The 23,851-nt window shown below is 35.3% G+C and carries 17 protein-coding genes; 10 read left to right on the top strand and 7 right to left on the bottom strand.

Translation table 11 applies throughout. The features are described from left to right. Positions 1–85: 85 nt before the first annotated feature. Together DU428_RS12235 and DU428_RS12230 are read right to left on the bottom strand one after the other, a co-directional pair. A complete protein-coding gene (locus tag DU428_RS12235; RefSeq protein ID WP_123796521.1) occupies positions 86–2,245 on the bottom strand; it encodes an Lcl domain-containing protein in 2,160 nt (719 codons plus the stop codon). A gap of 8 nt (positions 2,246–2,253) precedes the next feature. Next, entirely contained in the window at positions 2,254–2,724 is a 471-nt protein-coding gene (locus DU428_RS12230) for a T9SS type A sorting domain-containing protein (RefSeq protein ID WP_113966622.1), read from the bottom strand. Positions 2,725–3,058: 334 nt separating this feature from the next. Between DU428_RS12230 and DU428_RS12225 the strand changes: the two genes are divergently transcribed. The 3 genes from DU428_RS12225 to DU428_RS12215 all read left to right on the top strand — a co-directional run bounded on the left by DU428_RS12225 (position 3,059) and on the right by DU428_RS12215 (position 5,758). Further along, positions 3,059–3,238 carry a hypothetical protein gene (locus DU428_RS12225; protein WP_113966621.1) on the top strand — a complete coding sequence of 60 codons (180 nt, stop codon included), beginning with the start codon at positions 3,059–3,061 and terminating at the stop codon, positions 3,236–3,238. Between the two features lie 107 nt (positions 3,239–3,345). Further along, positions 3,346–4,608, top strand: a complete 1,263-nt coding sequence (locus DU428_RS12220) for a chloride channel protein (RefSeq protein ID WP_113966620.1) — start codon at positions 3,346–3,348, stop codon at positions 4,606–4,608. 730 nt (positions 4,609–5,338) lie between these two features. Beyond that, positions 5,339–5,758: a hypothetical protein gene (locus DU428_RS12215; RefSeq protein ID WP_123796520.1), complete on the top strand. Its 420-nt coding sequence runs from the start codon at positions 5,339–5,341 to the stop codon at positions 5,756–5,758. A gap of 4 nt (positions 5,759–5,762) precedes the next feature. Here DU428_RS12215 and DU428_RS12210 read toward each other — a convergent pair whose 3' ends face one another. From DU428_RS12210 to DU428_RS12200, 3 genes are read right to left on the bottom strand one after another with little or no spacing between them, the layout of a single operon-like run. Further along, positions 5,763–6,770 (bottom strand): ABC transporter ATP-binding protein, encoded by a 1,008-nt coding sequence (locus tag DU428_RS12210; protein WP_113966618.1) that lies wholly within the window; start codon positions 6,768–6,770, stop codon positions 5,763–5,765. Positions 6,771–6,772: 2 nt separating this feature from the next. Continuing rightward, complete coding sequence (locus DU428_RS12205; protein WP_113966617.1) at positions 6,773–8,437, bottom strand: ABC transporter permease; 1,665 nt, start codon at positions 8,435–8,437, stop codon at positions 6,773–6,775. Further along, the gene (locus DU428_RS12200) at positions 8,418–9,470 is read right to left on the bottom strand and encodes a Fe(3+) ABC transporter substrate-binding protein (RefSeq protein WP_072352760.1); all 1,053 of its coding nucleotides are present in this window, start codon (positions 9,468–9,470) and stop codon (positions 8,418–8,420) included. Before DU428_RS12200 ends, DU428_RS12205 begins: the two co-directional genes overlap by 20 nt. A gap of 286 nt (positions 9,471–9,756) precedes the next feature. On the opposite strand from DU428_RS12200, the gene DU428_RS12195 reads away from it, so the two are divergent. The 7 genes from DU428_RS12195 (at position 9,757) to DU428_RS12160 (ending at position 22,237) form a co-directional block, all read left to right on the top strand. Next, positions 9,757–10,632 (top strand): mechanosensitive ion channel family protein, encoded by an 876-nt coding sequence (locus DU428_RS12195; protein ID WP_072352761.1) that lies wholly within the window; start codon positions 9,757–9,759, stop codon positions 10,630–10,632. Between the two features lie 17 nt (positions 10,633–10,649). Then, on the top strand, positions 10,650–11,576 hold the full coding sequence (locus tag DU428_RS12190; protein ID WP_113966616.1) for an alpha/beta hydrolase: 927 nt from the start codon (positions 10,650–10,652) through the stop codon (positions 11,574–11,576). Positions 11,577–11,620: 44 nt separating this feature from the next. Then, complete coding sequence (locus DU428_RS12185) at positions 11,621–12,598, top strand: D-cysteine desulfhydrase family protein (protein ID WP_113966615.1); 978 nt, start codon at positions 11,621–11,623, stop codon at positions 12,596–12,598. 48 nt (positions 12,599–12,646) lie between these two features. After that, positions 12,647–14,119, top strand: a complete 1,473-nt coding sequence (locus DU428_RS12180) for a polysaccharide deacetylase family protein (protein ID WP_113966614.1) — start codon at positions 12,647–12,649, stop codon at positions 14,117–14,119. Positions 14,120–14,921: 802 nt separating this feature from the next. Then, a complete protein-coding gene (locus DU428_RS12170; protein ID WP_113966613.1) occupies positions 14,922–20,708 on the top strand; it encodes a PKD domain-containing protein in 5,787 nt (1,928 codons plus the stop codon). An 8-nt stretch (positions 20,709–20,716) separates the two neighbouring features. Continuing rightward, positions 20,717–21,718, top strand: coding sequence for a PorP/SprF family type IX secretion system membrane protein (locus DU428_RS12165; protein ID WP_113966612.1), 1,002 nt, complete (start codon positions 20,717–20,719; stop codon positions 21,716–21,718). Between the two features lie 141 nt (positions 21,719–21,859). Continuing rightward, positions 21,860–22,237, top strand: coding sequence for a PH domain-containing protein (locus DU428_RS12160; protein WP_113966611.1), 378 nt, complete (start codon positions 21,860–21,862; stop codon positions 22,235–22,237). Between the two features lie 56 nt (positions 22,238–22,293). Here the strand turns inward: DU428_RS12160 and DU428_RS12155 are convergent, their stop codons facing one another. Then, positions 22,294–23,376, bottom strand: a complete 1,083-nt coding sequence (locus DU428_RS12155; protein ID WP_113966610.1) for an NADH:flavin oxidoreductase — start codon at positions 23,374–23,376, stop codon at positions 22,294–22,296. A 39-nt stretch (positions 23,377–23,415) separates the two neighbouring features. Then, entirely contained in the window at positions 23,416–23,850 is a 435-nt protein-coding gene (locus DU428_RS12150) for a DoxX family protein (protein WP_072352769.1), read from the bottom strand. Between the last annotated feature and the right edge of the window lies 1 nt (position 23,851).

The following is a 23,851-nucleotide window of genomic DNA, read 5'->3' as shown; positions in this document are numbered from 1 at the left end:
CTTAACAGCTAATAAGGTAAAGTTTTAATGTATTATCTTACACTTTCAATATTTAGTATTTTGTAAGTTAGATTTGTTAAGAGTATTAAAAAGCTCTAATTGCACGTACCATTAATTGTCCGATTTTACCAAGGTATCCATTATTTCCCGTTGCCATGTTAACCGGAAAAGCAAATGTATGATTTAATTCTGTAGAACTCCAATAAGTGCCTGATATTATAGACCCTCCATTAGCAATTGCAGTTGAATTAATAGCGCTTTGATTGCTATATACTCGCATTAATTCATTAATACTAGGTAGATACCAATCATCATAATTGTTTAATATTAAGTTTTGACATTTTGCTGCAGCAGATCCAGGTTCAGAACAATTTGAAACAATACGAAGGGTGTTATTTTTTCCAGAACCAATTGCATCTGAGGTGCCACCTATGGTTTGTCCACTACACCCCCAAACAGTTTGTGTCGCTGTGTCTTCAATAGTTACAACTAAACCATGCTCTCCTGTGCCATCTATATAAAAAACCACACCTCCATAAGCGAAATCTCCTATTTGTGGTGGAGGTCCGGGAGGTAAGGTTGTAAAAGTTAAATTATTACCATAGGCTGTTCCTTTTGCATTGGTAGCATAAGCTCTCACATAATAGGATGTAGATCCTGTTAAGCCAGTCATACTACTTGTATAGTTGCCACTCCCACTTCCATTTGAGGTTGAGTTATTTGCTAATGTAGGATCTGGTGAGGTGCTCCAGCAAACACCCTTTTGGGTTATTGGTGAACCGCCATCAGACAATATTGTTCCTCCACTATAAGCTGCACCTGGTGTAATTGAGCTGATGTTCGTAGTTGTCACATGAGGCACGCAAGAGCCCCATGTAGGAACGTCGTCACAAAATCGAAGTGTATCTCCGTATGAACCTGCTGTTACAGGAGTCCATTCGGAGCCATTCCAATATAGCATGTCACCAACATTTGCAGCTGCACCTTGTGCATTACTTACAGGTACTAATGACCATGTTCCATTTTGAAAAATGAATGTCTCTCCATTTATGGAGCTAGTCCATTCATCTCCTTCCATTGGATCGCGATCCATTTCAGAGGCGATAGCTGAACCACCATCTATCGGAGTTGGAGTTGTGCCTATAAAGTTTTTAGCGTTTTCCATTGCAGGAGCAACCCATGTTCCGGTAGTTCCGTTTTGATTCCATACATAAATGCCATTACTAGTTGGAGGCTTGATTAGATTGGTTGTTGTTCCTTCAAAGGAAGTTGTTGCTGTGTCATCAGTATTTTCTGTTAATAGTACCCCATCCGTTCCAGGTGGTCCTTGTGGTCCAGTTAAGCCGATAGGTCTCTGTGGTCCAGTTGCTCCATCGTTTCCTGTAGCTCCTTGCGGTCCTACAGCACCATCGTTACCTGTTGGCCCTTGTGGTCCTGTTAAGCCGATAGGTCCCTGTGGTCCAGTTGCTCCATCGTTTCCTGTAGCTCCTTGCGGTCCTACAGCACCATCGTTACCTGTTGGTCCTTGTGGTCCTGTTAAGCCGATAGGTCCCTGTGGTCCAGTTGCTCCATCGTTTCCTATAGCTCCTTGCGGTCCTACAGCACCATCGCTACCTGTTGGCCCTTGTGGCCCTGTTAAGCCAATAGGTCCCTGTGGTCCAATTGCTCCATCATTTCCTGTAGCTCCTTGCGGTCCTACAGCACCATCGTTACCTGTTGGCCCTTGTGGTCCTGTTAAGCCGATAGGTCCCTGTGGTCCAGTTGCTCCATCGTTTCCTGTAGCTCCTTGCGGTCCTACAGCACCATCTTCTCCAGCTGGCCCTTGTGGTCCAGGAATGGAACTTCCTGATGTTTTTGCGTATAAGGCATAAGGGACACTTAATAACTGGCTGATATCTGTTATACTATAATTGTTTCCGCCTGTTGGGTCGGTTTCTGTTTTAATGAAATAAGTGTCTGCTGCCCAGTCTATAGTTGTAAAATCCCCTGATACTATATTTCCTGTTCCAATTTCTAAAGTTACTAGTCCGTTAATATTACTAGTAGGAGTTTGTGTTTCAACGTAAACAGCTGTTCCTGTAGGAGTAGCTTGTAGGATGCTTATTTGTATTCCTACAGCTTGGTTTGTAACTAAATTAGCTCCACTGTCTCTAACAACTGCTTGATAGCTCATTTTTTCTGGTGTTTGGGCAATACTTATTGTTGTGCATAGTATGGTTAGTATGAGGGTGTATATCTTTTTCATATTTCTTTTTAATTTTTAATGATTTTAAAAGATTTTAAGGTGCGTCTAGCTTGGTTAATTTTAAGTACATAAGTACCCATTTCCAATCCTTGCATATTTATTTGTGTCTTGTCTTGCTTTGTTTGTCCTTGCGCTACGGTTCTACCTAGTATATCGTAAAGCACAAAGTTCAAATCTATTAGACTGCCATCGCTTATTGCTAATACTACATAGTCTGATGCGGGATTAGGGTAAATACCAGCGGTTAGATTTACCGTTGTAAGATTAGGATTTGTTAAAGTGTAGAGTTCTATGCTTTGTTGTATTCCTTGGGTTAAGGTACCGCCGCCTGAATGGGTGGTGTAAAGTAATTGGCCTATGGTGTAACTAGATGAGCCACCGTTTCCCGAAGCGTCTCCACCTGATATAGGGATAGTTTCTTGTGAATAAATAGATGCTGCAGCAAGTAAATACATTGCTACTAGTGTTGTTTTTTTCATAGAGTTATTTTTTAAAGATGTCGTTTCTTTATAACTCAGATGAAATCTAAAAAACCAACTAGCTTTTATTAATAGTGCAATAAAAGTATATTTTTAATGTTAAAAACGCATGTTTTTAGTGTTTTTATTTTGTTTATTATTTTTTCGTTAAAATTCCATTTATGAAGGTTGAAGTGTCATAAATATATTCCTACAATAAGTTTAGAGTATAAATATTCCTGCATCCTGTTCTGTTACTAATTTATTTCTTATATTCCATATAAATATAATAGCCATAATTACTTTTAACATAAAGGGTTATAGGCGCCAATAGAAACGAACAAATAGCTTTAAAATGATAGATAAGAATAAATGGTATAATAGATATATAGTAGGTTATTTGTTGATTTTTATTCCGCCATTAGGACTTTATGGTGTTTATAAAAGTGAAACTATTCCCTTACATTGGAAAATTGCAACATACGTTGCGCTAGCTTTAGCTGTAATTACAGGGGTTCTTGTTTATGTCTTTTAGTAGGCAGGAGTTCTAAAAAAACACGGTAGCCCTGCTAGGTACTTCCTAATAATGTTTACATTGCATTTTTTAGCAAAGCATTTGTCGAATAAGAAGGAAACTAGCAAGTGAAATTAAAACGTAGAAGAAAACTAGTCAGTTATTTAAATATATTAGACCAACCTATACGGTTTAATCCTTTTGTTTTTAGTAGAACTTTTTTATTGTGGGCTTTCCTGGGTTTATTAGGAGGTCTTATTGCGGGTGTTTATTGGATTGTACTTGAGTTTTTAACTCATCAATTAGCTTTTTTTAGTGGTTGGGAAGTGATTCCTGTTATGGCAACTTGTGGTCTTTTTGTAGGTTTGATTATTTACTTTTTTGGAGATCCTGGGGAAATAAATCTTATAGTCAATAATATTCGATTTAATAAGGGGAAGCTAAACCCGAAGAATAATTTTTCCATGGTATTATCCTCTTTATTTTGTGTAGCCTCTGGAGGTAGTCTTGGACCTGAAGCTCCCTTGGTACAGGTAACAGGTTCTATGGGTACCTGGATAGGGAAGTTGTTTCGACTTAAAGGAGAAGCCTTACGATCTTTAAGTATTGCGGGAATGGCTTCTGGTTTTACAGCATTATTTGGTGCGCCTTTGGGAGGGAGTTTATTTTCCTTAGAAATATTACATCATAAGCATGCAGCTACTTATTATAAAGCTATTATCCCTGCTTTTGTAGCAAGTAGTTTTAGTTATTTGGTTTTTGCTATCATCATTCATTTAGGTCTTGGTCCGATTTGGGATTTATCCGCTTATGAGTATTCTGGGATATTTGATTTTGCTTATGCCGTTCTATTTGCGATTGTAGGAGCAGCTTTTGGTTGGGCTTTTATATTTTCCACTAAATTTTTTAAGTATCTTTTTGAAAAACGTCCGATACCCATCTATATAAAAACTTTTATTGGAGGAATTTTACTCGGTGTTATCGCTTTTTATTTACCAATCACACGTTATTTCGGACATCATGAAATCAACGAACTCCTTTCGTCTAGATTTTCTATAACGTTATTATTAGCCATTTTAATCTTTAAGATTATTGCTATTTCCATCACGGTAACTTCTGGATGGAGAGGTGGATTTATTATACCATTATTTTTTGTAGGAGCTACCTTAGGGATTATTTTACATCGGTTATTCCCTACTATTCATCTTACTTTAGCTATTGTAAGTTGTATGGCAGCTATAAATGCATGTGTTACTCGAACACCAATGAGTACCACTATATTGCTTGCTACTTTAACAGGCTTTGGGCATTTCATTCCGATTTTATTTGCTAGTTTGACCGGTTACTTTTTAGCGCCTAGAATTCCTTTTATTAGTTCGCAGCGGGATTAGGGGTTAGGCATTAGGTAATAGTTGTTGGGTGTTGTGGGACTAAAGGATTTATTCTAATTTTTTCCTTAAAATGAGGGTGTACAAACTTTTATAAAAAATCATTTTTACTAATCAAAAGGCTGTTATTCTTCAGTATATGATTTAAGGAGAGGGTTTACGCTTTAAAGTGGAATAGTAGTGTGAATACCTTATTTAAAATGGAACATCTAACAAGACTTATATGGGTGACTTTCGGTATTATTGGTAGAGCAAATTATTATTCAAAAACGGAGTATTTTATTGCTGGGCTGATGTTTGTGGTTTTTGTTCTTTATTCCATTAAACTAATGAAAAATTTATAAGCATAATACAGGTAACTTTCATAAGACGTATGATGCTTTCTTGCTTTTTATTATACAAATTGCTGTGGATGTATGTATACATATCATGATGTTGTTTTCATTGAAATTATATATTTTGCTGAGGTGATTTTACCTTTTTCCGAGCGAATATATAACCTCTTTAAAAGGTGTTTCATGTAATGAGTAAAGTATAGGAAAAGTACTTTTATATTTATAAACGAAGTGCAAAAATCATTATCTGTACTTAAGTTTTTAAAGTGGTTTTAATTTGTTAACTTCCCTTTTTTAAATATAAAATAATAGCCAATAGAACCATGAGACAAGTGCTTTTAATTCTAATTGTTTTTAGTTTTTTTTCTTGCAATAATTCTTCCGAAAGCAATAAAGTTTTGCTTAATCGTATTGAAGCATTAGAAAATAAACTTGCTGATGCTTATAAACCAGGTTTTGGTGATTTTATGGGGACTTTACAAAATCATCATGCTAAACTATGGTTTGCTGGTGAAAATGAAAATTGGAAACTTGCCGATTTTGAGATTCATGAAATAGAAGAAACCATGGAGGATCTTATGAAATATCAAGCAGATAGAGAGGAGAGTAAAATGATTGAAATTTTAAATCCAGCTATAGAAAGTATTGAAGATGCTATTGAGAAAAAAGATCTAGAGTTATTTAAAAGAAGTTATATCTTACTTACCAATGCCTGTAATAAATGTCACCAAGCAACAGGGTATGAGTTTAATAGAGTAAAGGTTCCTGAAATATCTAATTTTAGTAATCAGGACTTTAGTACTTTAGAGTATAAATAATAGTTTATAGTTCTTGATCAAATTCTAAAATATCTTTAGAATTAAACCCAACATAAATGGTATCTGCTATGTTTTGATCTTGGGTCATTACTGTTAATTGTTCGCCAGATTCAAGTTTTAAAACTAATTGTGTGGCGTTTCCTAAAGGGATTTTCTTAATCACCTTTGCAGCAGTAATGTATTCACAGTCTGCTTCGGTAGAAGATTGACTCACAATTATTTTTTCGTTTCTTATCGCGTGGCAGCAATCCTCTTTTAATGGACATCGGAAGGCATTTTGTAGGTTTTTGTTGATATGTACTGTATTTCCAAATAAGGAAGCCACATAAAGGGTGTTTGGTTTTACGTATAGATTTTCTGCTACATCCTTTTGAATTACTTTTCCTTTCTGAAGAATTAAAATTTCATCGGCTACCGAAAGTGCATCTTGGGTGTCGTGTGTAACGAATAAGACGGTAACTTCCGTTTTTTTAATAATATCGAAGACCTCGTTTCGTAACTGTGTACGCAGCATGGTATCTAGGTTACTAAAAGGCTCGTCTAAGATTAATAAAGAAGGTTCCGGAGCCAATGCTCTTGCTAGGGCTACACGCTGTTGTTGTCCGCCAGAAAGTTGGTGCGGATACCGTTTTTCCATGCCGCTTAAGCCCACCAAGTCGAGCATTTCTTGCGCTTTTTCTTTTTTGTTTTTTACTTTAGAAATCCCGTATAACACATTTTCTAAAATGGTTAGATGTGGGAATAGCGCATATTCCTGAAAAACCAAACCAATCTTTCTTTTTTCTGGCTGTACAAACTTATCTAGCGATGCAATGACTTTTTCATTCATTGTAATGCTACCGTTGTCTGGTCTTTCTAAGCCAGCAATTAAACGCACTAAGGTGGTTTTTCCGCTACCACTTTCTCCAACAATGGCACAGACTTGACCTGCTTTCAGGTTGAAAGTCACATTTTCTAGGGCATAAGATTTCCCTTTGTCAAAGCTTTTAGAAAGAGCGTTTATTGTAAGCATGTTTATTTTTTAATCAAAAGTTTATTTAAAAATATCACCGGTATCATTGCAGTAAAGATAATGAAAAGTGATGGGATGGAAGCCTCCATAACCATTTCGTCACTTGCGTATTCAAAAGCTTTTACTGCTAAAGTATCTATATGATAAGGTTTTAATATTAGTGTAAGCGGTAATTCTTTCATCACATCAATAAAAACCAAAATTACGGCACTAAACACCCCTGTTTTAATCAGAGGAAAATCGATTTTAAAAAAGGTTTTTAAATTTCCAACCCCTAATACTTTGGAGGAATCTGGAATTGAATTATCCACTTTTAATGCTGTAGAATCAATAGGATTATATGCTACTGCTAAAAAACGTACTGCATAGGCGTAGAATAGGGCTAGCAAGGTTCCGTTGATAATCAATCCGCTATCTATACCAAAATTTCCTAGTATATTGATTAGCCATTTATCTAATGCTAAAGTAGGAATCATGATTCCAATGGCAATCACTGCTCCCGGAATGGCATATCCTAAAACGCCAACTCTAGAGATGTTTTTAATAGTAGTAAGTGTGCTCCATTTTGAAAAATAAATTAGCACAAGAGCAAAGAAAACTGTTATCACTGCAGAGGCAATTGCGATAGCAAAACTCTGAAGCGAAATCATAATAAATTCCATATCAAATACTGTAGAAGCTGTTATTACTGCCCAGTATATTAATTGTGCTACCGGTAAAATAAAACCTAGTAGTATAGGTAAAAATACTACAGAAAATATAAGCCACTTCATGGCTCCCTTTGGTCTTTTTCTTTGAATTTGGTTGCTATTTGTTTTAGAGGAGGTGAATTTTATTTTTCTTACTTGCCATTTTTCAAAGAGGATTAAAGCAAAAATAAAACAGATTAATAAGGCCGATAAGTATACTGCTGTTTGAGGTTCTTCTAAAGAAAACCAAGATCTAAATATTCCGGTGGTAAAGGTGTTTACTCCGTAGTATTTAGCCGCTCCATAATCATTAAGTACTTCCATTAAAACTAATACCAATCCAGCAACTATAGCAGGGCGGGCTAGGGGAAGCATTAATTTGAAAAAGGTTTTTAGTTCGCCAACTCCTAACATTTTAGAAGCCTCTAAAAGATTATTAGCTTGGTTTAAGAAAAAAGCTCTAGCACTTACATACACGTATGGGAATAATGAAATACTTAGCACGAAGGCTAGTCCGGCTCTATTCATGATATCTATACGCATAAACTCTAAACCTAGTTGACGGAAAAGTAAGTCCATACTCCCGCCATAATCAAAAAAGCCAGCATAGGCATAGCCAACAATATAAGAAGGTATGGCTAGCGGAAGGATTAGTAACCATTCCATTTGCTTTCGGAAAAGAAAGTCGTAGCGAGAAACAAACCAAGCCGAAGAAACCCCAAGGAGTAAAACGAGGATGCTACAAACAAGTACGAGGTATAGAGAATTCCATATATAATCCAGTAATAGATAGTCTACAATGTGCCCCCAGGTTTCCCCTGGACCGGCAAAAAGCTCTACTCCAATGAATATAATAGGTAAGGCCAAGAAAAAAACAATGGCCAGTGTAAAAACTGACCACTTATTTATATCTCTTTTAAGCCTTTTAATTCTCGTTTTTAGAGAGAATGCTTTGTTATTATTTCCAGCCTGCTGCATCAAAAATCAATACTGCTTTTTTGTTGTTTTCTCCTAGTTTGTTTAAGCCTAAAGTGTCTTCTTTAAAATCTCCCCAAGCCTGAATATCTTTAACAGGTTCTACGCTTTCTAAAACTGGATATTCGTAATTTGCTTCTGTAAATACTTGTTGTGCTTCTTTTCCAATTAAAAACTCAATAAATTGAATGGCATTTTCTTTGTTTGGTGCATATTTAGCAACTCCAGCACCACTTACGTTTATATGGGTCCCTCTATCTTCTTGGTTAGGAAAGAATAATCCGATTTGTTGTGCTGTTTTTACTTCTTCAGCATCTGGAGAATTTAGCATTTTACCAATATAGTAGGAATTCACAATTGCAATATCCCCTTCACCGGCTACTACCGCTTTTACTTGATCTCTATCGGAACCTTTTGGCGAACGTGCCATATTTGCAACGATTCCTTCTGCCCAAGTTTTAGCAGCTTCTTCTCCGTCATTAGCAATAATAGAAGCCATTAAGGATTGGTTGTAAATATTAGCAGAAGATCTTACTAAAATTTTCCCTTTCCATTTTTCATCTACTAAAGCTTCATAAGAAGAAAGGTCTTCAGGTTTTACTCTATCTTTTGCATAAGCAATAATTCTAGCTCTTTTGGTTAATCCGAACCATTGGTTATCTACATCTTGTAAGTGTGCAGGTATGTTTTTCTCTAGCACTTCAGACTCGATACTTTGTAATAAGCCTTCGTCCTTAGCGCGGCTTAATCTACCAGCATCCACTGTTATTAAAACATCGGCAGGAGATTGCTTGCCTTCCATTTTCATTTTTTGAATCAGCTCATCTGCACTAGCGTTAATTACCTTGACTTTAATACCCGTTTTATCTTCAAACATTTTAAAGATATTTTGGTCCGGCTCGTAGTGGCGGTGCGTATAAACGTTTACAACCTGTTCTTTTGTAGTTTCTTCGGTTGCTGTATTTTCATTCTTTTTGCTTTTTCCGCAGGAAATAACCAAGGAAATTGTTGCTATAGCTAGTATTAACTTCTTCATAGAATTATTTTTAGAAATGCAAATATAGCAATTTAGAATAGATATAAATAGTGATTGTGCTTTAATTAGAAAGAAGCGTAAATCTTATGTTTTTGTTAACATTTTAAGGGAATTGTATTAGTCGTTTCCTATGCCTTGTCAAGACAGATTTACGAGGTTTGTTTTATTGTAATCTTTCGCTTTTATAGACTTTCTTCGTCAAAAAAATATATTAACTTTAAAGTCTTAACAGTTGGTTCCTTCCTTCAGAGCTTTTTGTTATCCTTAATTTTTTAATTCAGCAATAATGGAAATAGATTTCAATAGCATTTTTAGTGAATTTTTTCATCAGATAACGGCGAGAATTCCGAATATTATTTCGGGAATCATCATATTGGTCGTAGCTATCATCTTAGGAAAAATCATTTATAAAATTATAGACAAAGCAACAGAGAAAAAATGGCAGGATAGTATTCTTTCTACTTTTTTAGCTCAGGTTATTAAATGGTCTATATATCTTTTTGGAGCTACCATGGCTTTAAGTGTTTTTGGGTTTTCTGGAGTTGCAGGTACTGTTTTTGCTGGGGCGGGAGTAAGTGCTATTGTATTTGGTTTCGCCTTTAAGGATATTGGAGAGAATTTTTTAGCAGGAATTATTTTAGCTTTAAAAAGACCTTTTGAAATTGGGGATATCATAGAAATTCAAGGCGTAAAAGGTACGGTGAAGGAGTTAGATATACGTTTAACGCATTTACGAAATGCCGAAGGGAAAGATATATTTATTCCTAATTCTTCTATTATTAAAAACACCCTTATCAATTATACGAAAGATGGTTATTTGCGAATTAATTTTATGATAGGAATTGCTCCAGAATGTGATATTGAAGAAACTAGAAAGTTGATACTTGACTATTTAGATACGAATAAAAATATATTAAAAAAACCAGCACATAATGTCGTCGTGCAGGAATTAGGCGAGTATACCACCGATATTCAAATTTTCTTTTGGATAGATATATTGTCTAGTAAAAATTTACCAGATGAATATCTAGGACATAATATTAGAAGTAAGGCCATTACGGATATTAAAAGAATTTTAGATGCCAATAATATTGAAATGCCTTCCCAAGTTTTAGAACATAAAATGTATAGGCAAAGTGAAATTAAATTAGAAACGAAATAAGAAATCGAGCAGTAATAATGGATTTGGAAAAAGATTACAGTAGTCAGGTACTTTCGCTTCCACCTGATTACGAAGGAGAAGTGCAGGCGGTTTTGGTTGCGTCCAACTATAATACTGGAAATCGAAAAAGTATCTTATTTGTACATGGCTATGTAGATTATTTTTTTCAAGCACATTTGGGTGAGCAGTTTCACCGCGCTGATTTTGATTTTTACGCTTTGGATCTTCGTAAATATGGTAGAGCACTTTTGAAGCATCAGCATCCGAATTACTGTAAAAGTATAGACGAGTATTTTGAAGAAATTTCTATGGCTCTTCGTCAAATAAAAAGTAGCAGTAACTCTGTTTTTTTGATGGGTCATTCTACAGGAGGTCTAACCGCTAGCTGCTATATGAATTATGGAAAGGAAAAAAATCTAGTTTCAGGTCTTATTTTAAACGCTCCTTTTTTAGACTTCAATAAGACGAAAATAGATAAAAGCATCAGTATCTTTTTTGCAAAATTAATAGCGAGCGTTTCCGATTACGCAAAGATAGATGGCGTTTTATCTCCTGCATACGCTCAAAGTATTCACAAGGACTATTATGGGGAATGGGATTTTAATTTGGCATGGAAGCCTATAAAAGGATTTTCTACTTATTTTAAATGGGTAGTGGCAATAGCAAGGGCGCAAAAAAGATTAGAGAAATCCGATATACAAGTCCCAGTTTTGGTCATGCATTCCTCCAGATCTATTAAAATATCCAAATTTACTAAAGAAGCTATGTACCATGATATTGTTTTAAATATTGAAGATATACAACGTGTTGGGGAAAAACTAGGAAACAAGGTTACTCTCATACAGATAGATGACGCAGTACATGATATCTTTTTATCTCCTAAAGCAGTAAGAGAAGAAGCTTTTAAAAAGATGTTTTCATGGTTAGATACATCGAAGTTTTAAAGCGTTATACAGCAGCTAATTACTAATAGTATAAATAATACAATATGATAGATAATAAATTTGATTTAGGCTTTTTTCCAACCCCTTTACATGCCTTAAAAAACGTATCAAAAAAATATCCGGGATATCAAATTTATATGAAGCGAGATGATACTACCGGCTTAGCTTCCGGTGGAAATAAAACTAGAAAGCTAGAATATCTTATACAAGAAGCCCTTGATGCAGGTTGTGATACTATTATTACTGCAGGGGCACAGCAATCTAATCATTGTAGGCAAACTGCAGCAGCTTGTTCTAAAGCGGGTTTAAAATGTCATTTACTTTTAGGAGGAACAGCCCCAAAAGTATATGAAGGAAACCTGTTATTATCTTCTATTTTGGGTGCAGCAATTCATTTTACAGGTGCGAATAGAAAAGGGGAGGACATAGAGGCGTTAAAAAGTAAGCTTCAGCAGGAAGGCGCTAAGTGTTTTGTTATTCCTTACGGGGGGTCTAACTTTACAGGGGCATTAGGTTTTGTGCATGCTGTAAAGGAGCTGAAAGCGCAGCTTACTGCGCAAAACTTAGAGATAGACTATATCTTTTTTGCTTCTAGTTCTGGAGGGATGCAAGCTGGCTTGACGCTAGGAAAAGAACTCTTTTCGCTAGATGCTACACTCATGCCAATTAATATAGATAAAGATGGTATACAGGGAGGTTCTTTAGAGGAAGTGGTTTTTAAAATCGTTCAAGAAGGAGTTGAAAAATTAGGTCTTTCAGAAGCTTTTTCCCTTTCAGATATTTCTTTATATAGAGACTATGATAAGAAAGGATATGGTAAGGTTACTCTAGACGAAATAAAAGCTATTAAGGAGCTAGCTACTTCGGAAGGTATTTTGGTAGACCCTGTTTATACCGGAAGGGCCTTTTATGGCATGTTAGATTTTTTAAATGAAAAGAAAATCCCATCGAATTCCAATGTATTGTTTTGGCATACCGGTGGATTGCCTGCTATTTTTAAGTATGCTGATAAGTTGCAATAACTAATAGGGAACTGATTAAAGGACTACAAAAAAAACTAGAAAAATATAATGAAAAATATAGTCTACGTACTGATTTTAGTTGTCATTAATTTTAACTGTAAAGAAGCTAAAAAGGAAGAAGCGATAGACGCACCATTCCGCATAGAGCTTGATGAAAGTGTAGAAGCATTATCGGATAGTATTCAGATAAAAAACATTCAAGTAGGGTCGGATACTTCTAACGATAAAAATAAACTTCATATTTCTTACCCAAGTACGGTGTATAACTTTATTAATAACGATCAAGAAGCATTTGCTCAATCATATTTAAAGGAATTTGAAGCTGCAGCTAAAGGAAAAAACGAAGAAGCTATTGCAGGTTTAGATTTTGGTCAGCACTTTGAGTTGGTTGCTAGTAGTCCGACTGTTCTTACATTTTTAATAGAGCGTTATACTTCTTACGGAAACAATTATGACACACAGTTTTTTACCTATGTATATGATGTAAAAGACCAAAAAAGACTTCCTTTTTCAAGGCTATTTTCTCCTAAAGAAAATTTTGAAAAACTAGCGACAATCGTACAGTCCGAAACAAAAGCCATTTTAAAGGAAAAAATTGCAGCTATGGAAGGGGTAAGTGCTTCAGATAAAGAAGCTCTTTGGAATAATGCAGAGGAGATGCTTATAGAGGGAACCATGCCTAGTGATGAAAATTACGATGGTTTTTCTTGGGATGCCTCAGGAAAGCTGACTATTTATTTTGATAAGTATCAAGTAGCCTCCGGAAATTTTGGTGCTATTGAAGTAAAATTATCTCCAGATAGCTATCGCCATTTAGTAGCTGAAAAGTACCTAGAAGTTTTTTTAATTCCAGCAGAAAAAGGGGAGGAGATACTTCCTACGGAAAAAGAACCTAAAACTGCAGAAACTTCTTTTGAAGTAGATTGTAGTAAGGAACCATGTGTTGCTATCACTTTTGATGATGGTCCGGCAAAATACACCACCCAACTTTTAGATATTTTAAAAAAGCATGAGGTTAAGGCTACCTTTTTTGTTTTAGGGAAGTCGGCCAAAGTGCAGAAAAACACACTTTTAAGAGCTTATAAAGAAGGACATCAAATTGGTAATCATAGTTGGGATCACAAAGATTTAAAAAGACTGTCAGAGGAAGCTGTTATCCAACAGATTAATGAAACCAACGAGGTGATTTCTAATATTATTGGTGAAGATGTTCAGGTTTTAAGACCACCATACGGATCTTTAAATGATATGGTAAAAGCGCATGCGAATATGCCTATTATTTTATGGAATCTAGATCCTTTAGATTGGAAAGATCGCAAGACCGACATTGTAGCAGAAAGGATTAGTGAAGCCTCTATTAATGGCATTGTCTTAGCGCATGACATTCATCCGTCTACCGTTGCAGCTATGCCTCAAGTAATTAGTAATTTAAAAGCAAAAGGCTATCATTTAGTAACCATTGAGAACCTGTTTGCAGGAAAAGAATTGGAGGAAGGGAAGGTTTATAGTCGTAGGAGGTAGGGTTTCTTAATAGCTGCATGATAAAAAATCTTTCGGAATTGTTGCTTTGCCTAACGAGACTGAAAATCTATTGCTTGTTTTTTCGTATCCTATTATAAATTAACTTGATTTATATCTTTCCTATATATGGGAAATTCTATTCCTTTAGGCTTCGTTATACATGTATTTCAAAATAGTATTATTCTTACATATAGTGTCTTTATTAGGGCTTAATGAAGCAAATGTTAAAGGTTTTATAAAAAAACAATGGATTTTATCATTGAGTTTTATAAGTTTGAAGGCTAATTAATTGATAATCCTACTTATGCGCTCCAATTTTGTAAAATATAGCCTAAGCGCTTATATTTTATTACACTCTTTTTTTAGCTTTTCTCAAGACGTTTCTTGCGATGACTTATTGTCTTTTATAACAACTAAAGCTTATAGTAAAGGGACATTAAGTAGTTATACCTTAGACTCAGACTGGTTGCAAGAGGTAAAAGCCTATAGTTACGATTACAAAACTTATGTAATAGCTAAAATCAAAAAAAACGAATATAGTTACCAGACCAATACTTATATCTTTTGCGGAATCCCTTCGACAAATTGGTCTAATTTTCAATATGGAAGTTATGGAGACTCTAAGTCTTATGGAGAACGATTCCATAAGTATATTATAAATTATAAGTGTCATTGTTATTAGTAAAACAAACATGAAACTCATACCAACTAATTCTTTAAAGAATCATTTAAAACGCTATGGCTTTTGATGTAAACTTTATTGGGTTTTTAGTGTGATCATTTTAACAAACAAGTTTAAATTATGAGGTATAGAAGTTATATTTATACAGGTGTTATATTTTTTATTGTAGTTTCTTCGGCTATTGCTTTTAATAGGATACATGTAGTTGCTGAAAATTTAATAGCACCACCGACCGTTAGTTTTTCATATAATAACAATGTTTGTTCTGGGGAAACGGTGTCTTTTAACTCTACTGTCACAGGAGATGGACCTTTTGAATATTTATGGGATTTTGGGGATGGTGCAACTTCTACAGAAGAAGATCCTGAGTATATTTATGAAGCCTTTGGTTGCGGGACTCAGACTTTTGATGTGACCCTTGAAGTTACAGATGATAATGGGGAAACAACAACTTTAACAGAGACTGTTACAGTTAATGAAGAACCTGATATTAATTTCATAGATCTTAATCCGGGAATCGCAGGTCCATTTAATAATTGTGGAAATACAGGTACAAGTTCTGAATTTTTAGTTGAAGTAGGTAATAATTCTTCCTCTAGCTGTATTAGTACATATAATATTTCATGGGGTGATAATCAAATTGATAATAATGTAAGCTTTCCTATAACACATAATTATGTAGGGTTTGGAACGTACAATATGACAATCACTGCAATTGGTGATAATGGTTGTACAAGTACTAAAACGTATGTTGTTAAAAATGCAACTAACCCTTCAGGAGGAATTTCTGGTCCAGGTGACACACAGAATCTATGTGCACCTTCTACTCCTATACAATTTGAAATTACAAATTGGGGAACAAACACTTCTGATACCACTTATGAAGTCGACTACGGTGATGGAGTTACTGTTAATTATACTCAAGATGAGTTGGTTAGTTCCGCTTATTATAATGCAACAGACCCATCAAGTTCTTTACCCTTCCCAATACAGCCACATTCATATACAGAATCTAGTTGTCCAGGTGAATATGTAGCTAAATTATGGATAAGAAATGCCTGTTCTCCTAATCCAAACCCAGCAACGCTTCCAAATATATTAATCATAATAAGTCCCGATGTAAGTTTTAATGCACCTGACACAGGTTGTGTTGATACTACAATTTTATTTAATAACACTACAGAGCCAGGTTATGGTTTTAATTGTTCTTCAGATGTGAATTTTATTTGGGATTTTGGGGATGGAACTGATACCATTTTAACTAGTGATTTTCAGAGTGTAAGTCATGTTTACTCAAGTCCAGGAACATATACCGTAACCCTTACAGGAGATAACTTTTCCTGTGATGAGTCTGTATATACCCAAGAAATATGTATTGAAGCTCCTTTAAACCCAGAATTCACATCTACTACTAACGAGTCTTGTGCTCCTTTTACAACTGTTTTAAATAATACCACAGTTGTAACTGACCAATGTGGCGTTCCTGTTTTTGAATGGGATATTGATTATACTCCTAGTTATTGTGGTACAACAAGCGGATATAATTATATAAATGGTACGGATGCTAATTCTGAATCTCCGGAAATAGAATTTATAAATCCAGGTACTTATATAGTTAGCCTTAAAGGAACTAACTCTTGTGGAACTACATCTAGTGTACCGCAAGAAATAATTGTAACAGCACCACCCCAAGTTAGTATAAATAATATTGCAGACTTATGTGATGCTTCCTCTGTTATTATGCCTACTGCTGATGTTGCTAGTTGTGGACCGAGTAGTGGAACTTACACTTGGAGTATTAATACGGGAGCCTCCCCTACAGATTGGGAGTTTGTTAATGGTACAAATGCCAATTCTGAATTTCCAGAAATTAGTTTTTATACCTCTAATACTTATGTATTAAGTCTTGAAGTTTCTAATAGCTGTGGAACTAGTATAGATACAGAAGAGTTTCTAATATCATCTGTTCCAACTATAACCAATACAGATTTGACGCAAACCATCTGTTCTGGAGCAACAACAACTGAAATTGCTATTTTAGCAGATGATTCGAATGCTACATTTAACTGGTCGTCTAATAACCCATCAGGTCTTACAGGTTATATCCCTAATGGAACTTCTAGTACTATTCCCGCTCAAACTATAATCAATACATCTACTACTTCGGTAACACTTACTTATACGGTAACTGCAGCAATTGGAGAGTGTGATGGAACTCCTGTAGATTTTGAGATTATTGTGGAGCCTGCTCCACTAATTATTAGTCAACCTCAGTCAAATTCCGTTTGTGAAAACGGTGTGGCCGATGATTTATTTGTAGATATAGATGGTACTGGGACACCAAATTATCAATGGTATGAAAATAGTGTAGATAATACCAACTCTGGGACAGCTATCACAGGTGCTACTTCTTCCACTTTTACACCAACTACAGATACGGTAGGTACCACTTATTATTATGTAGTAATTACATTTTCAACTGGTGGCTGTAGTGAAATTATATCTGATACGGCTGAAATTATAGTCGCTAATGCCCCTCAAATTGAAACACAGCTATTAAGTATGCAAAATATTTGTGTTGGAGGTCAGTCAGAAGTACTTTCAGTGGAGGTATCAGGAGGTGCCGGAGTAGCTAGTTACCAATGGTATACTAATACAAGCAACAGTAATACCGGTGGAACATTAATTTCTGGAGCTACAGCTTCTACCTATACGCCTCCGGCTTTTACTAGTGTTGGTACGTTTTTTTATTATGTTGTGGTTAGTTATGCTTCTAGTGGCTGTGGAAACCTTAGCAGTGCTGTGGCTGAAGTTGAGGTAGTAAATGATCCTATTATAACTTCAGAACCAATTGATTTTCAAAGTTTATGTCAGAATACTGCAGCTCAAGATTTAGAGGTTGCTGCTTCAGGCGGAATAGGTACCTTATCCTATCAATGGTATGAGAATACAGTAAACAATACTAACTCAGGAACTCCTATTACAGGGGCTACTTCAGCAAGTTTTACTCCACCAACATCCGATGTAGGTACTATGTATTATTACTGTGTAGTTTCACAAGATGTTTCAGGCTGTGAAGCAATTAGTGTAATAAGTGAGGTTGCAGTGAGTGCAGGAGCTCAATTTGTTTCGCAACCGGTTTCAGATGTACTATGCTTAGGGGAAACAACTTCAGATTTAACGGTTTCATACAGTAATGGAGCAGGAACTCCAACCTATCAATGGTATCAAAATACAGTAAATGAGACTACTTCAGGTACAGTAATTACAGGTGCAACTTCAGATAGTTACACCCCTGATGTATCCACGGTAGAAACATTTTATTATTATGTGATTATATCGTTTGATTCGGGTGGATGTTCTGAGATTATATCCGATACAGCAGAAATTGTTGTAAATGAAACACCAAGTGTAAGCGATACTTCCATCCTAATTTGTAGTGGTAACACCTTCGAATATTTACCTGATACTAGCAATGGAGATTCTGTGCCAGTATCTACTGAATATACATGGACAGCACCTGTGATTAATCCGGTAGGAAGTATTTCGGGAACATCCGAACAAGCAACACCTGTTTCGACTATTTCTCAATTTTTAGAAAATACAACTACCAATCCAGCTACTGTTACTTATAGCGTCACACCTATTTCTGGAAATTGCGTAGGTGATTCCTTTGAAGTAGTAGTTACTGTTAATCCGTCTATTAGTGTTGCATCCGTTATTAGTAACAACACATGTTTTGCGTCCAATAATGCCTCTATTGAAATCACAGTAACCGGGGGAGTGCCATTTACAGGAGCTTCGCCATATAGTATTACTTGGGAAGGACCAAACGGATTTAGTAGTACGGATGAGGATATATTTAATTTGGAAGCGGGTACTTACACACTTACTATTTTAGATGATGGAGGTTGTCCTTATTCAGAAACATTTACTATAGCAGAACCAGACGAATTAGCTTTTAGTAGTATTAATTTTGATCCAGAAACAATAAGTTGTTTTGAGGCTAATGACGGCTCTATAGATATAAATATAGTAGGAGGAACTTTACCATATTCTTATACTTGGACTCTAGATGGAATGCCATTTTCTACAGATGAAGATCTTGTGAATATAGGTCCAGGGGTATATGAGGTAACAGTAACAGATGCAAATAATTGCGGCCCCATTGTGGAGAGTTTTACTGTTGTAGAACCACCATTGTTAGAAGCCACGCTAAACTCTTCTACTAATGTATTATGTTATGGTGATGCTACAGGTGCTATAGATATTGATGTAGTAGGAGGTAGACCTGATTATACTTTTTTATGGACAGGTCCTGATGGTTTTACAAGTACTAGTCAGAATATAGATAATTTAATGGCTGGCACCTACACTGTTCAGGTAATGGATAGTTCAGGATGTGTTGATACAGAGGAGTTTATTATAAGTCAAAATGATGCAATTGTTATTGATTATGTTACTACAGAAATTGCTTGTTACGGAGATAATGATGCAACAATTACAATAAATGATATTTCGGGAGGGATACCACCATATAGTATTTCTTGGAGTAATTTTGCTACAGGAATGGAATTAACTGATTTGTCTGCCGGAATATATACTCTTACCGTAACCGATGCAGTGGATTGTGTTCAAGAGTTTCCTATTGAAATAGAAGAAGCTCCTCTGTTTTTAATTGAACCAGAGCTAACCCAAATGTCCTGTGCAGGTGAAAATGATGCAAGAATAGTTCTGAACTTTCAAGGAGGAATGGATCCTATTACCGTTGTATGGGATGATGATCCAACAGCAGGAGTAGAGCGAAACAATTTGGCGCCAGGAACCTACACTGTAACCATTACCGATGGAACCCCTTGTGTTATTCAAGAGAGTTTTACTATATATAATATTTTACCTTTACAGTTATCCGCTAATGTTTCTCATGCCTTTGATTGTGATGACCCTAATAGTGGTTCTATAAACTTACTAATACAAGGAGGAACACCACCGTTTAGTGTTGTGTGGTCAAATGGTGCAACTACCGAAGATTTAGATAACGTACCTCCAAACACCTATGTAGCTCATGTAACCGATGCAAATGGATGTGAAATTGATGGTAGTTGGACGGTAAATAGGTTTGAACCATTGGCTTTAAGTGTAGATACACAAACAGAAGTAGATTGTGATACTCATACAGTAAGTCAAACTTTTGTAGCTGTAGCTAGTGGTGGCGTACCGCCATTTCAATATAATTGGTCTAGCGGAACTATTAGTGGTATGAATAATGAGTTTATGACTACAGATGTTAATGGACTTGTAGTTTTAGAAGTAACAGATAGTTTAGGCTGTAGTATCGATTATAGTTTTAATGTGGAAACTCCTATGATAGGAGATCCGGACTTTGATGTTGATTCGTTTAGTTATAGTAATTATGGCGTTTATTCCATTCAGGATCCAATACAGTTCACCAATACCGCTACAGGAGATTATGAAAGTGTTTTATGGGATTTTGGAGATGGAAGCTTCTCTGGGGAAGAAAACCCAGTGCATACCTACTTACAAGTAGGGAATTATGTGGTAACACAAACCGTTACTTATCCATTTGGATGTTCTTATACTAAAATTGTTACACTTGTTGTAGAAAAAGGCTATAAGTTGCTTATGCCTAATGCTTTTACAGCAAATGAAGATGGTGTTAATGACTTTTTTGGACCTAAATATGTTGGACTTAAAAACATGGAGTTGCGTATTTACGATACTTGGGGGAGTCTTATTTATTCCGAAGTTGGAGAGGATATTCGAGGTTGGGATGGTAAGATAAAAGATGAAGAAGCTGAAAACGGGAATTATTATTTCACCTTTTTAGCAAGTACATTTTATGATGAGGTAATTGAAGTAAATGGGACATTCGTACTTATAAAATAAAAGATAGCATGAAATTTAAAATTATATTTTCGGTAATATTCGTTGTCTCTATATTTACAGTAAGAGCACAAGATCCTATTTTTTCACAATCTAATTATGTGCAAGAAACTTTAAATCCTGGATTCTCGGGGTTTGAAGATAATGGAAGGGTGTATGCAGGATTTTTAAGTAGGTTACAATGGCCTAATCTAGATTTAAAATTAAATACACAATATGCTTTTGTAAATAAATCTTTTGACTACGGTCCAAGATTAGGTTATGGTATTGGTGTTAACGCAGTATGGCAATACGAATCCTTTAATAATTATAATTATTATCAAATAAACTTTAATTATGCACAGCGCATAAACTTAAATGGTGGATGGTTTTTTAGACCAGGTGTTGAAGTTGGGCTAGGAAATAAAAGCAATAATTTTAGAAACTTGACTTTAGGAGATCAGATAAATATTAATACCGGAGTAATCAATCCTGTTTCTGTAGATCCCTATAGCTATAATATTCATAATCCTTTTTTTATGGATTTTTCTACCGGACTTGTTTTTGAAAAAGAAGAAGTTTATGGTACCACGTATTGGTTTGGGGTTTCCGTAAAGCATCTTAACAGGCCTAATATTTCGTTTGTAGAAGGAGAAAAAGAGCCTTTAGATATTTTCTATTCCATTCACGGTAATTACCGTTTTCCTTTTCTAAGAGACAATAGCATCATGATGACCGTAAATTATATGCAACAAGCAGAATATAATAGGCTAGATGTGGGGTCGATGTTTCAATTAAGCCAGTTTCTTATTGGAGTTACAGCAGCAACAAATCCTGCACGAAATGATGCTAATAGTCATTTGTTAACCTCTGTAAATGCTTTTATTGGGCTAGAATATGAAGAGTTCCGATTCGGTTTATCTTATGATATGAATACTTCAAGAATAGGTAATACTAATGGGGTTTATGAGTTTTCATTAACTTATTTGTCTAGATGCCGTAGCTGTAACTTAGATAGAAGTAGAAAGCGTTAAAAATTCATAGGTTATAACTTATAATGTGAGCTAAAATTCTAGTTGACTATCTAAACAGTTTTACTATTTCTTTTGTAGGAAATTTCAAATCCTTAACTTTATAGATGTTAATACATAAACATATTTTATCAAGAACTATATATGGGAATATTAAATAAAATTTTAGGCAATGCAAGTGAGGTTTCTATAGAGAAACTAAGCGAAAAGTACGCTAGGTTATTATTAGATGATGAGCAGATTGAACTAGGTTTTAAGCTATTTAGAGATGTGTTTATGTTTACTAATAAGCGATTGATTCTTGTGGATGTTCAGGGGATAACAGGAAGTAAGATAGAATACAATTCAATGCCTTATAAAAGTATTTCTAGATTTTCATTAGAAACCTCTGGTACCTTCGATTTGGATGCAGAATTAAAAATTTGGATTTCTAGTGAAGACAGCCCTTCGGTAAGTAAAAAGTTTAATAAAAGTATCAACGTTTACGAGGTTCAAAAGTATTTGGCTTCTAAAGTAATGTGATAGCAACATTATGACTAATAAATTTTAAGCTGAAATATTTCTTTTAGTATTTTATATTATTTACTTTCTACAAAATCAGGCCAACGCTCCATGTATTTTATAAAATTCACACTTAGGCCTTCCTTTTTTAGGTATGCTGAAGAAACAGGAGTTTTGGCTGGTTCAAAAAACGGATTTTCTATCACTTTATTAGGAAAATCATGATGAAGAATAGCAGATCGTCCGATGGTAAGGAAATCGACACCAGCTTCTAATACTTTTTTTACATCTGTGCCATTATTTATTTTTCCAGCCACTGTTAAACGAATGTTTTTACGATCTATTTCGGTAAAATGATTTAAAAGGGATTGGTCTCTATAAGCTTCTACTTCCGGATCTTTAAAAACATCCCAAAGGGATATGTCTAGAAAGTCTATTTTATTTTCTTTAATGAATCGCTTACAAACCTCTTTCACTTCAAGTAAGTCCATACCAAAACGCTCTGGGGAAAGTCTAACTCCTAGTAGAAACTCTTTACCACAAACTTCTCGTATTTCCTTTGTAATTTCAAAAAGTAGGCGGGAACGATTTTCCAGGCTTCCGCCATATCTATCTGTTCTTTTGTTTATTTCGGCACTTAAAAACTGTGTAAGTATATAACCATGAGCGCCATGTACTTCGACACCATCATAACCACATTTTTTAGCACGTATTGCCGCTGAAACAAAATCTGTTTTTAGTTGTTCTATTTCAGAAATAGTTAGTGCTCTTGCTCCTTGTTTTTCATTATCTGAAGGGCAGACAGGTGATTCTTTGATTAGTTCTTTAGGAGAACGCATTCCTGCATGGTGTAGTTGTATTACGGCAAGGCTTCCGTAGGATTTTATTTTTGAAGCCAATCTGGTATGTCCTTCTATATGTTTATCAGAAAATATTCCTAATTGCCCAGGAAAACCCTGGCCTATTTTTTGAACATGCGAAGCGCAGGTCATTACTAAGCCGAAATTTCCTTTGGCTCTCCTAGTAAGCCATTGGTATTCTTCTTCCGAGAGGGTTCCGTCGTCGTTACTTTGTGTATTGGTTAATGGGGCTAACATGAACTTATTTTTCATGGTTGCACCGCATGGAAAATGGATAGGAGTTTCTAATATTTTTTTCATTGCGACTTGCTTGTTTCTTGTGCGTTTTAGTACAACTATTTATTTTTTTGAGCGTTTTTGGAGGATGCTATCTAAAGAAAACTTATCCCATTCTTTAGGTAAAATTAGCAATGTAACTAGCAGCATTGTGCGATACATCACATGCGATAAATCCCAAATAGGAGCTGCTAATCCGTGACCAAAAGTCACAATAATTAGTACCGAAGCTAGTGCATATAAAGCATAATCTACTTTTAGTCCGATTACTAACAAAAAGCCTGCAATGAGCTCTACATAAGAGGTGTAGTAGGCAGTGGCATAAATTAGATATTCTGGTAGTATGTCTTTGAATGTTCCGTGAAAGAAGTTTTTGTTATATAGTTCTTCCATTCCCCAGGTAAAGACTTTTCCGAATCCTTGCATAAAAAAGATAAAACCTAAAATGGTTCTTACCGTAAATGCACTAACTATTCTGTTTAAGTTTATATGTTTCATA

The sequence above is a fragment of the Oceanihabitans sediminis genome (assembly GCF_003337215.1).
GTDB lineage: Bacteria > Bacteroidota > Bacteroidia > Flavobacteriales > Flavobacteriaceae > Oceanihabitans > Oceanihabitans sediminis.
This window is presented reverse-complemented; position numbering and strand designations above follow the sequence as displayed.

Excerpts from the sequence above, each read along its gene's own strand:
- DU428_RS12180 (WP_113966614.1), top strand. The coding sequence starts at position 12,647 with ATGAAAAATATAGTCTACGTACTGATTTTAGTTGTCATTAATTTTAAC.
- DU428_RS12160 (WP_113966611.1), top strand. The coding sequence starts at position 21,860 with ATGGGAATATTAAATAAAATTTTAGGCAATGCAAGTGAGGTTTCTATA.
- DU428_RS12155 (WP_113966610.1), bottom strand. The coding sequence starts at position 23,376 with ATGAAAAAAATATTAGAAACTCCTATCCATTTTCCATGCGGTGCAACC.
- DU428_RS12185 (WP_113966615.1), top strand. The coding sequence starts at position 11,621 with ATGATAGATAATAAATTTGATTTAGGCTTTTTTCCAACCCCTTTACAT.
- DU428_RS12230 (WP_113966622.1), bottom strand. The coding sequence starts at position 2,724 with ATGAAAAAAACAACACTAGTAGCAATGTATTTACTTGCTGCAGCATCT.
- DU428_RS12165 (WP_113966612.1), top strand. The coding sequence starts at position 20,717 with ATGAAATTTAAAATTATATTTTCGGTAATATTCGTTGTCTCTATATTT.
- DU428_RS12195 (WP_072352761.1), top strand. The coding sequence starts at position 9,757 with ATGGAAATAGATTTCAATAGCATTTTTAGTGAATTTTTTCATCAGATA.
- DU428_RS12205 (WP_113966617.1), bottom strand. The coding sequence starts at position 8,437 with ATGCAGCAGGCTGGAAATAATAACAAAGCATTCTCTCTAAAAACGAGA.
- DU428_RS12200 (WP_072352760.1), bottom strand. The coding sequence starts at position 9,470 with ATGAAGAAGTTAATACTAGCTATAGCAACAATTTCCTTGGTTATTTCC.
- DU428_RS12210 (WP_113966618.1), bottom strand. The coding sequence starts at position 6,770 with ATGCTTACAATAAACGCTCTTTCTAAAAGCTTTGACAAAGGGAAATCT.
- DU428_RS12235 (WP_123796521.1), bottom strand. The coding sequence starts at position 2,245 with ATGAAAAAGATATACACCCTCATACTAACCATACTATGCACAACAATA.
- DU428_RS12170 (WP_113966613.1), top strand. The coding sequence starts at position 14,922 with ATGAGGTATAGAAGTTATATTTATACAGGTGTTATATTTTTTATTGTA.
- DU428_RS12225 (WP_113966621.1), top strand. The coding sequence starts at position 3,059 with ATGATAGATAAGAATAAATGGTATAATAGATATATAGTAGGTTATTTG.
- DU428_RS12190 (WP_113966616.1), top strand. The coding sequence starts at position 10,650 with ATGGATTTGGAAAAAGATTACAGTAGTCAGGTACTTTCGCTTCCACCT.
- DU428_RS12150 (WP_072352769.1), bottom strand. The coding sequence starts at position 23,850 with ATGAAACATATAAACTTAAACAGAATAGTTAGTGCATTTACGGTAAGA.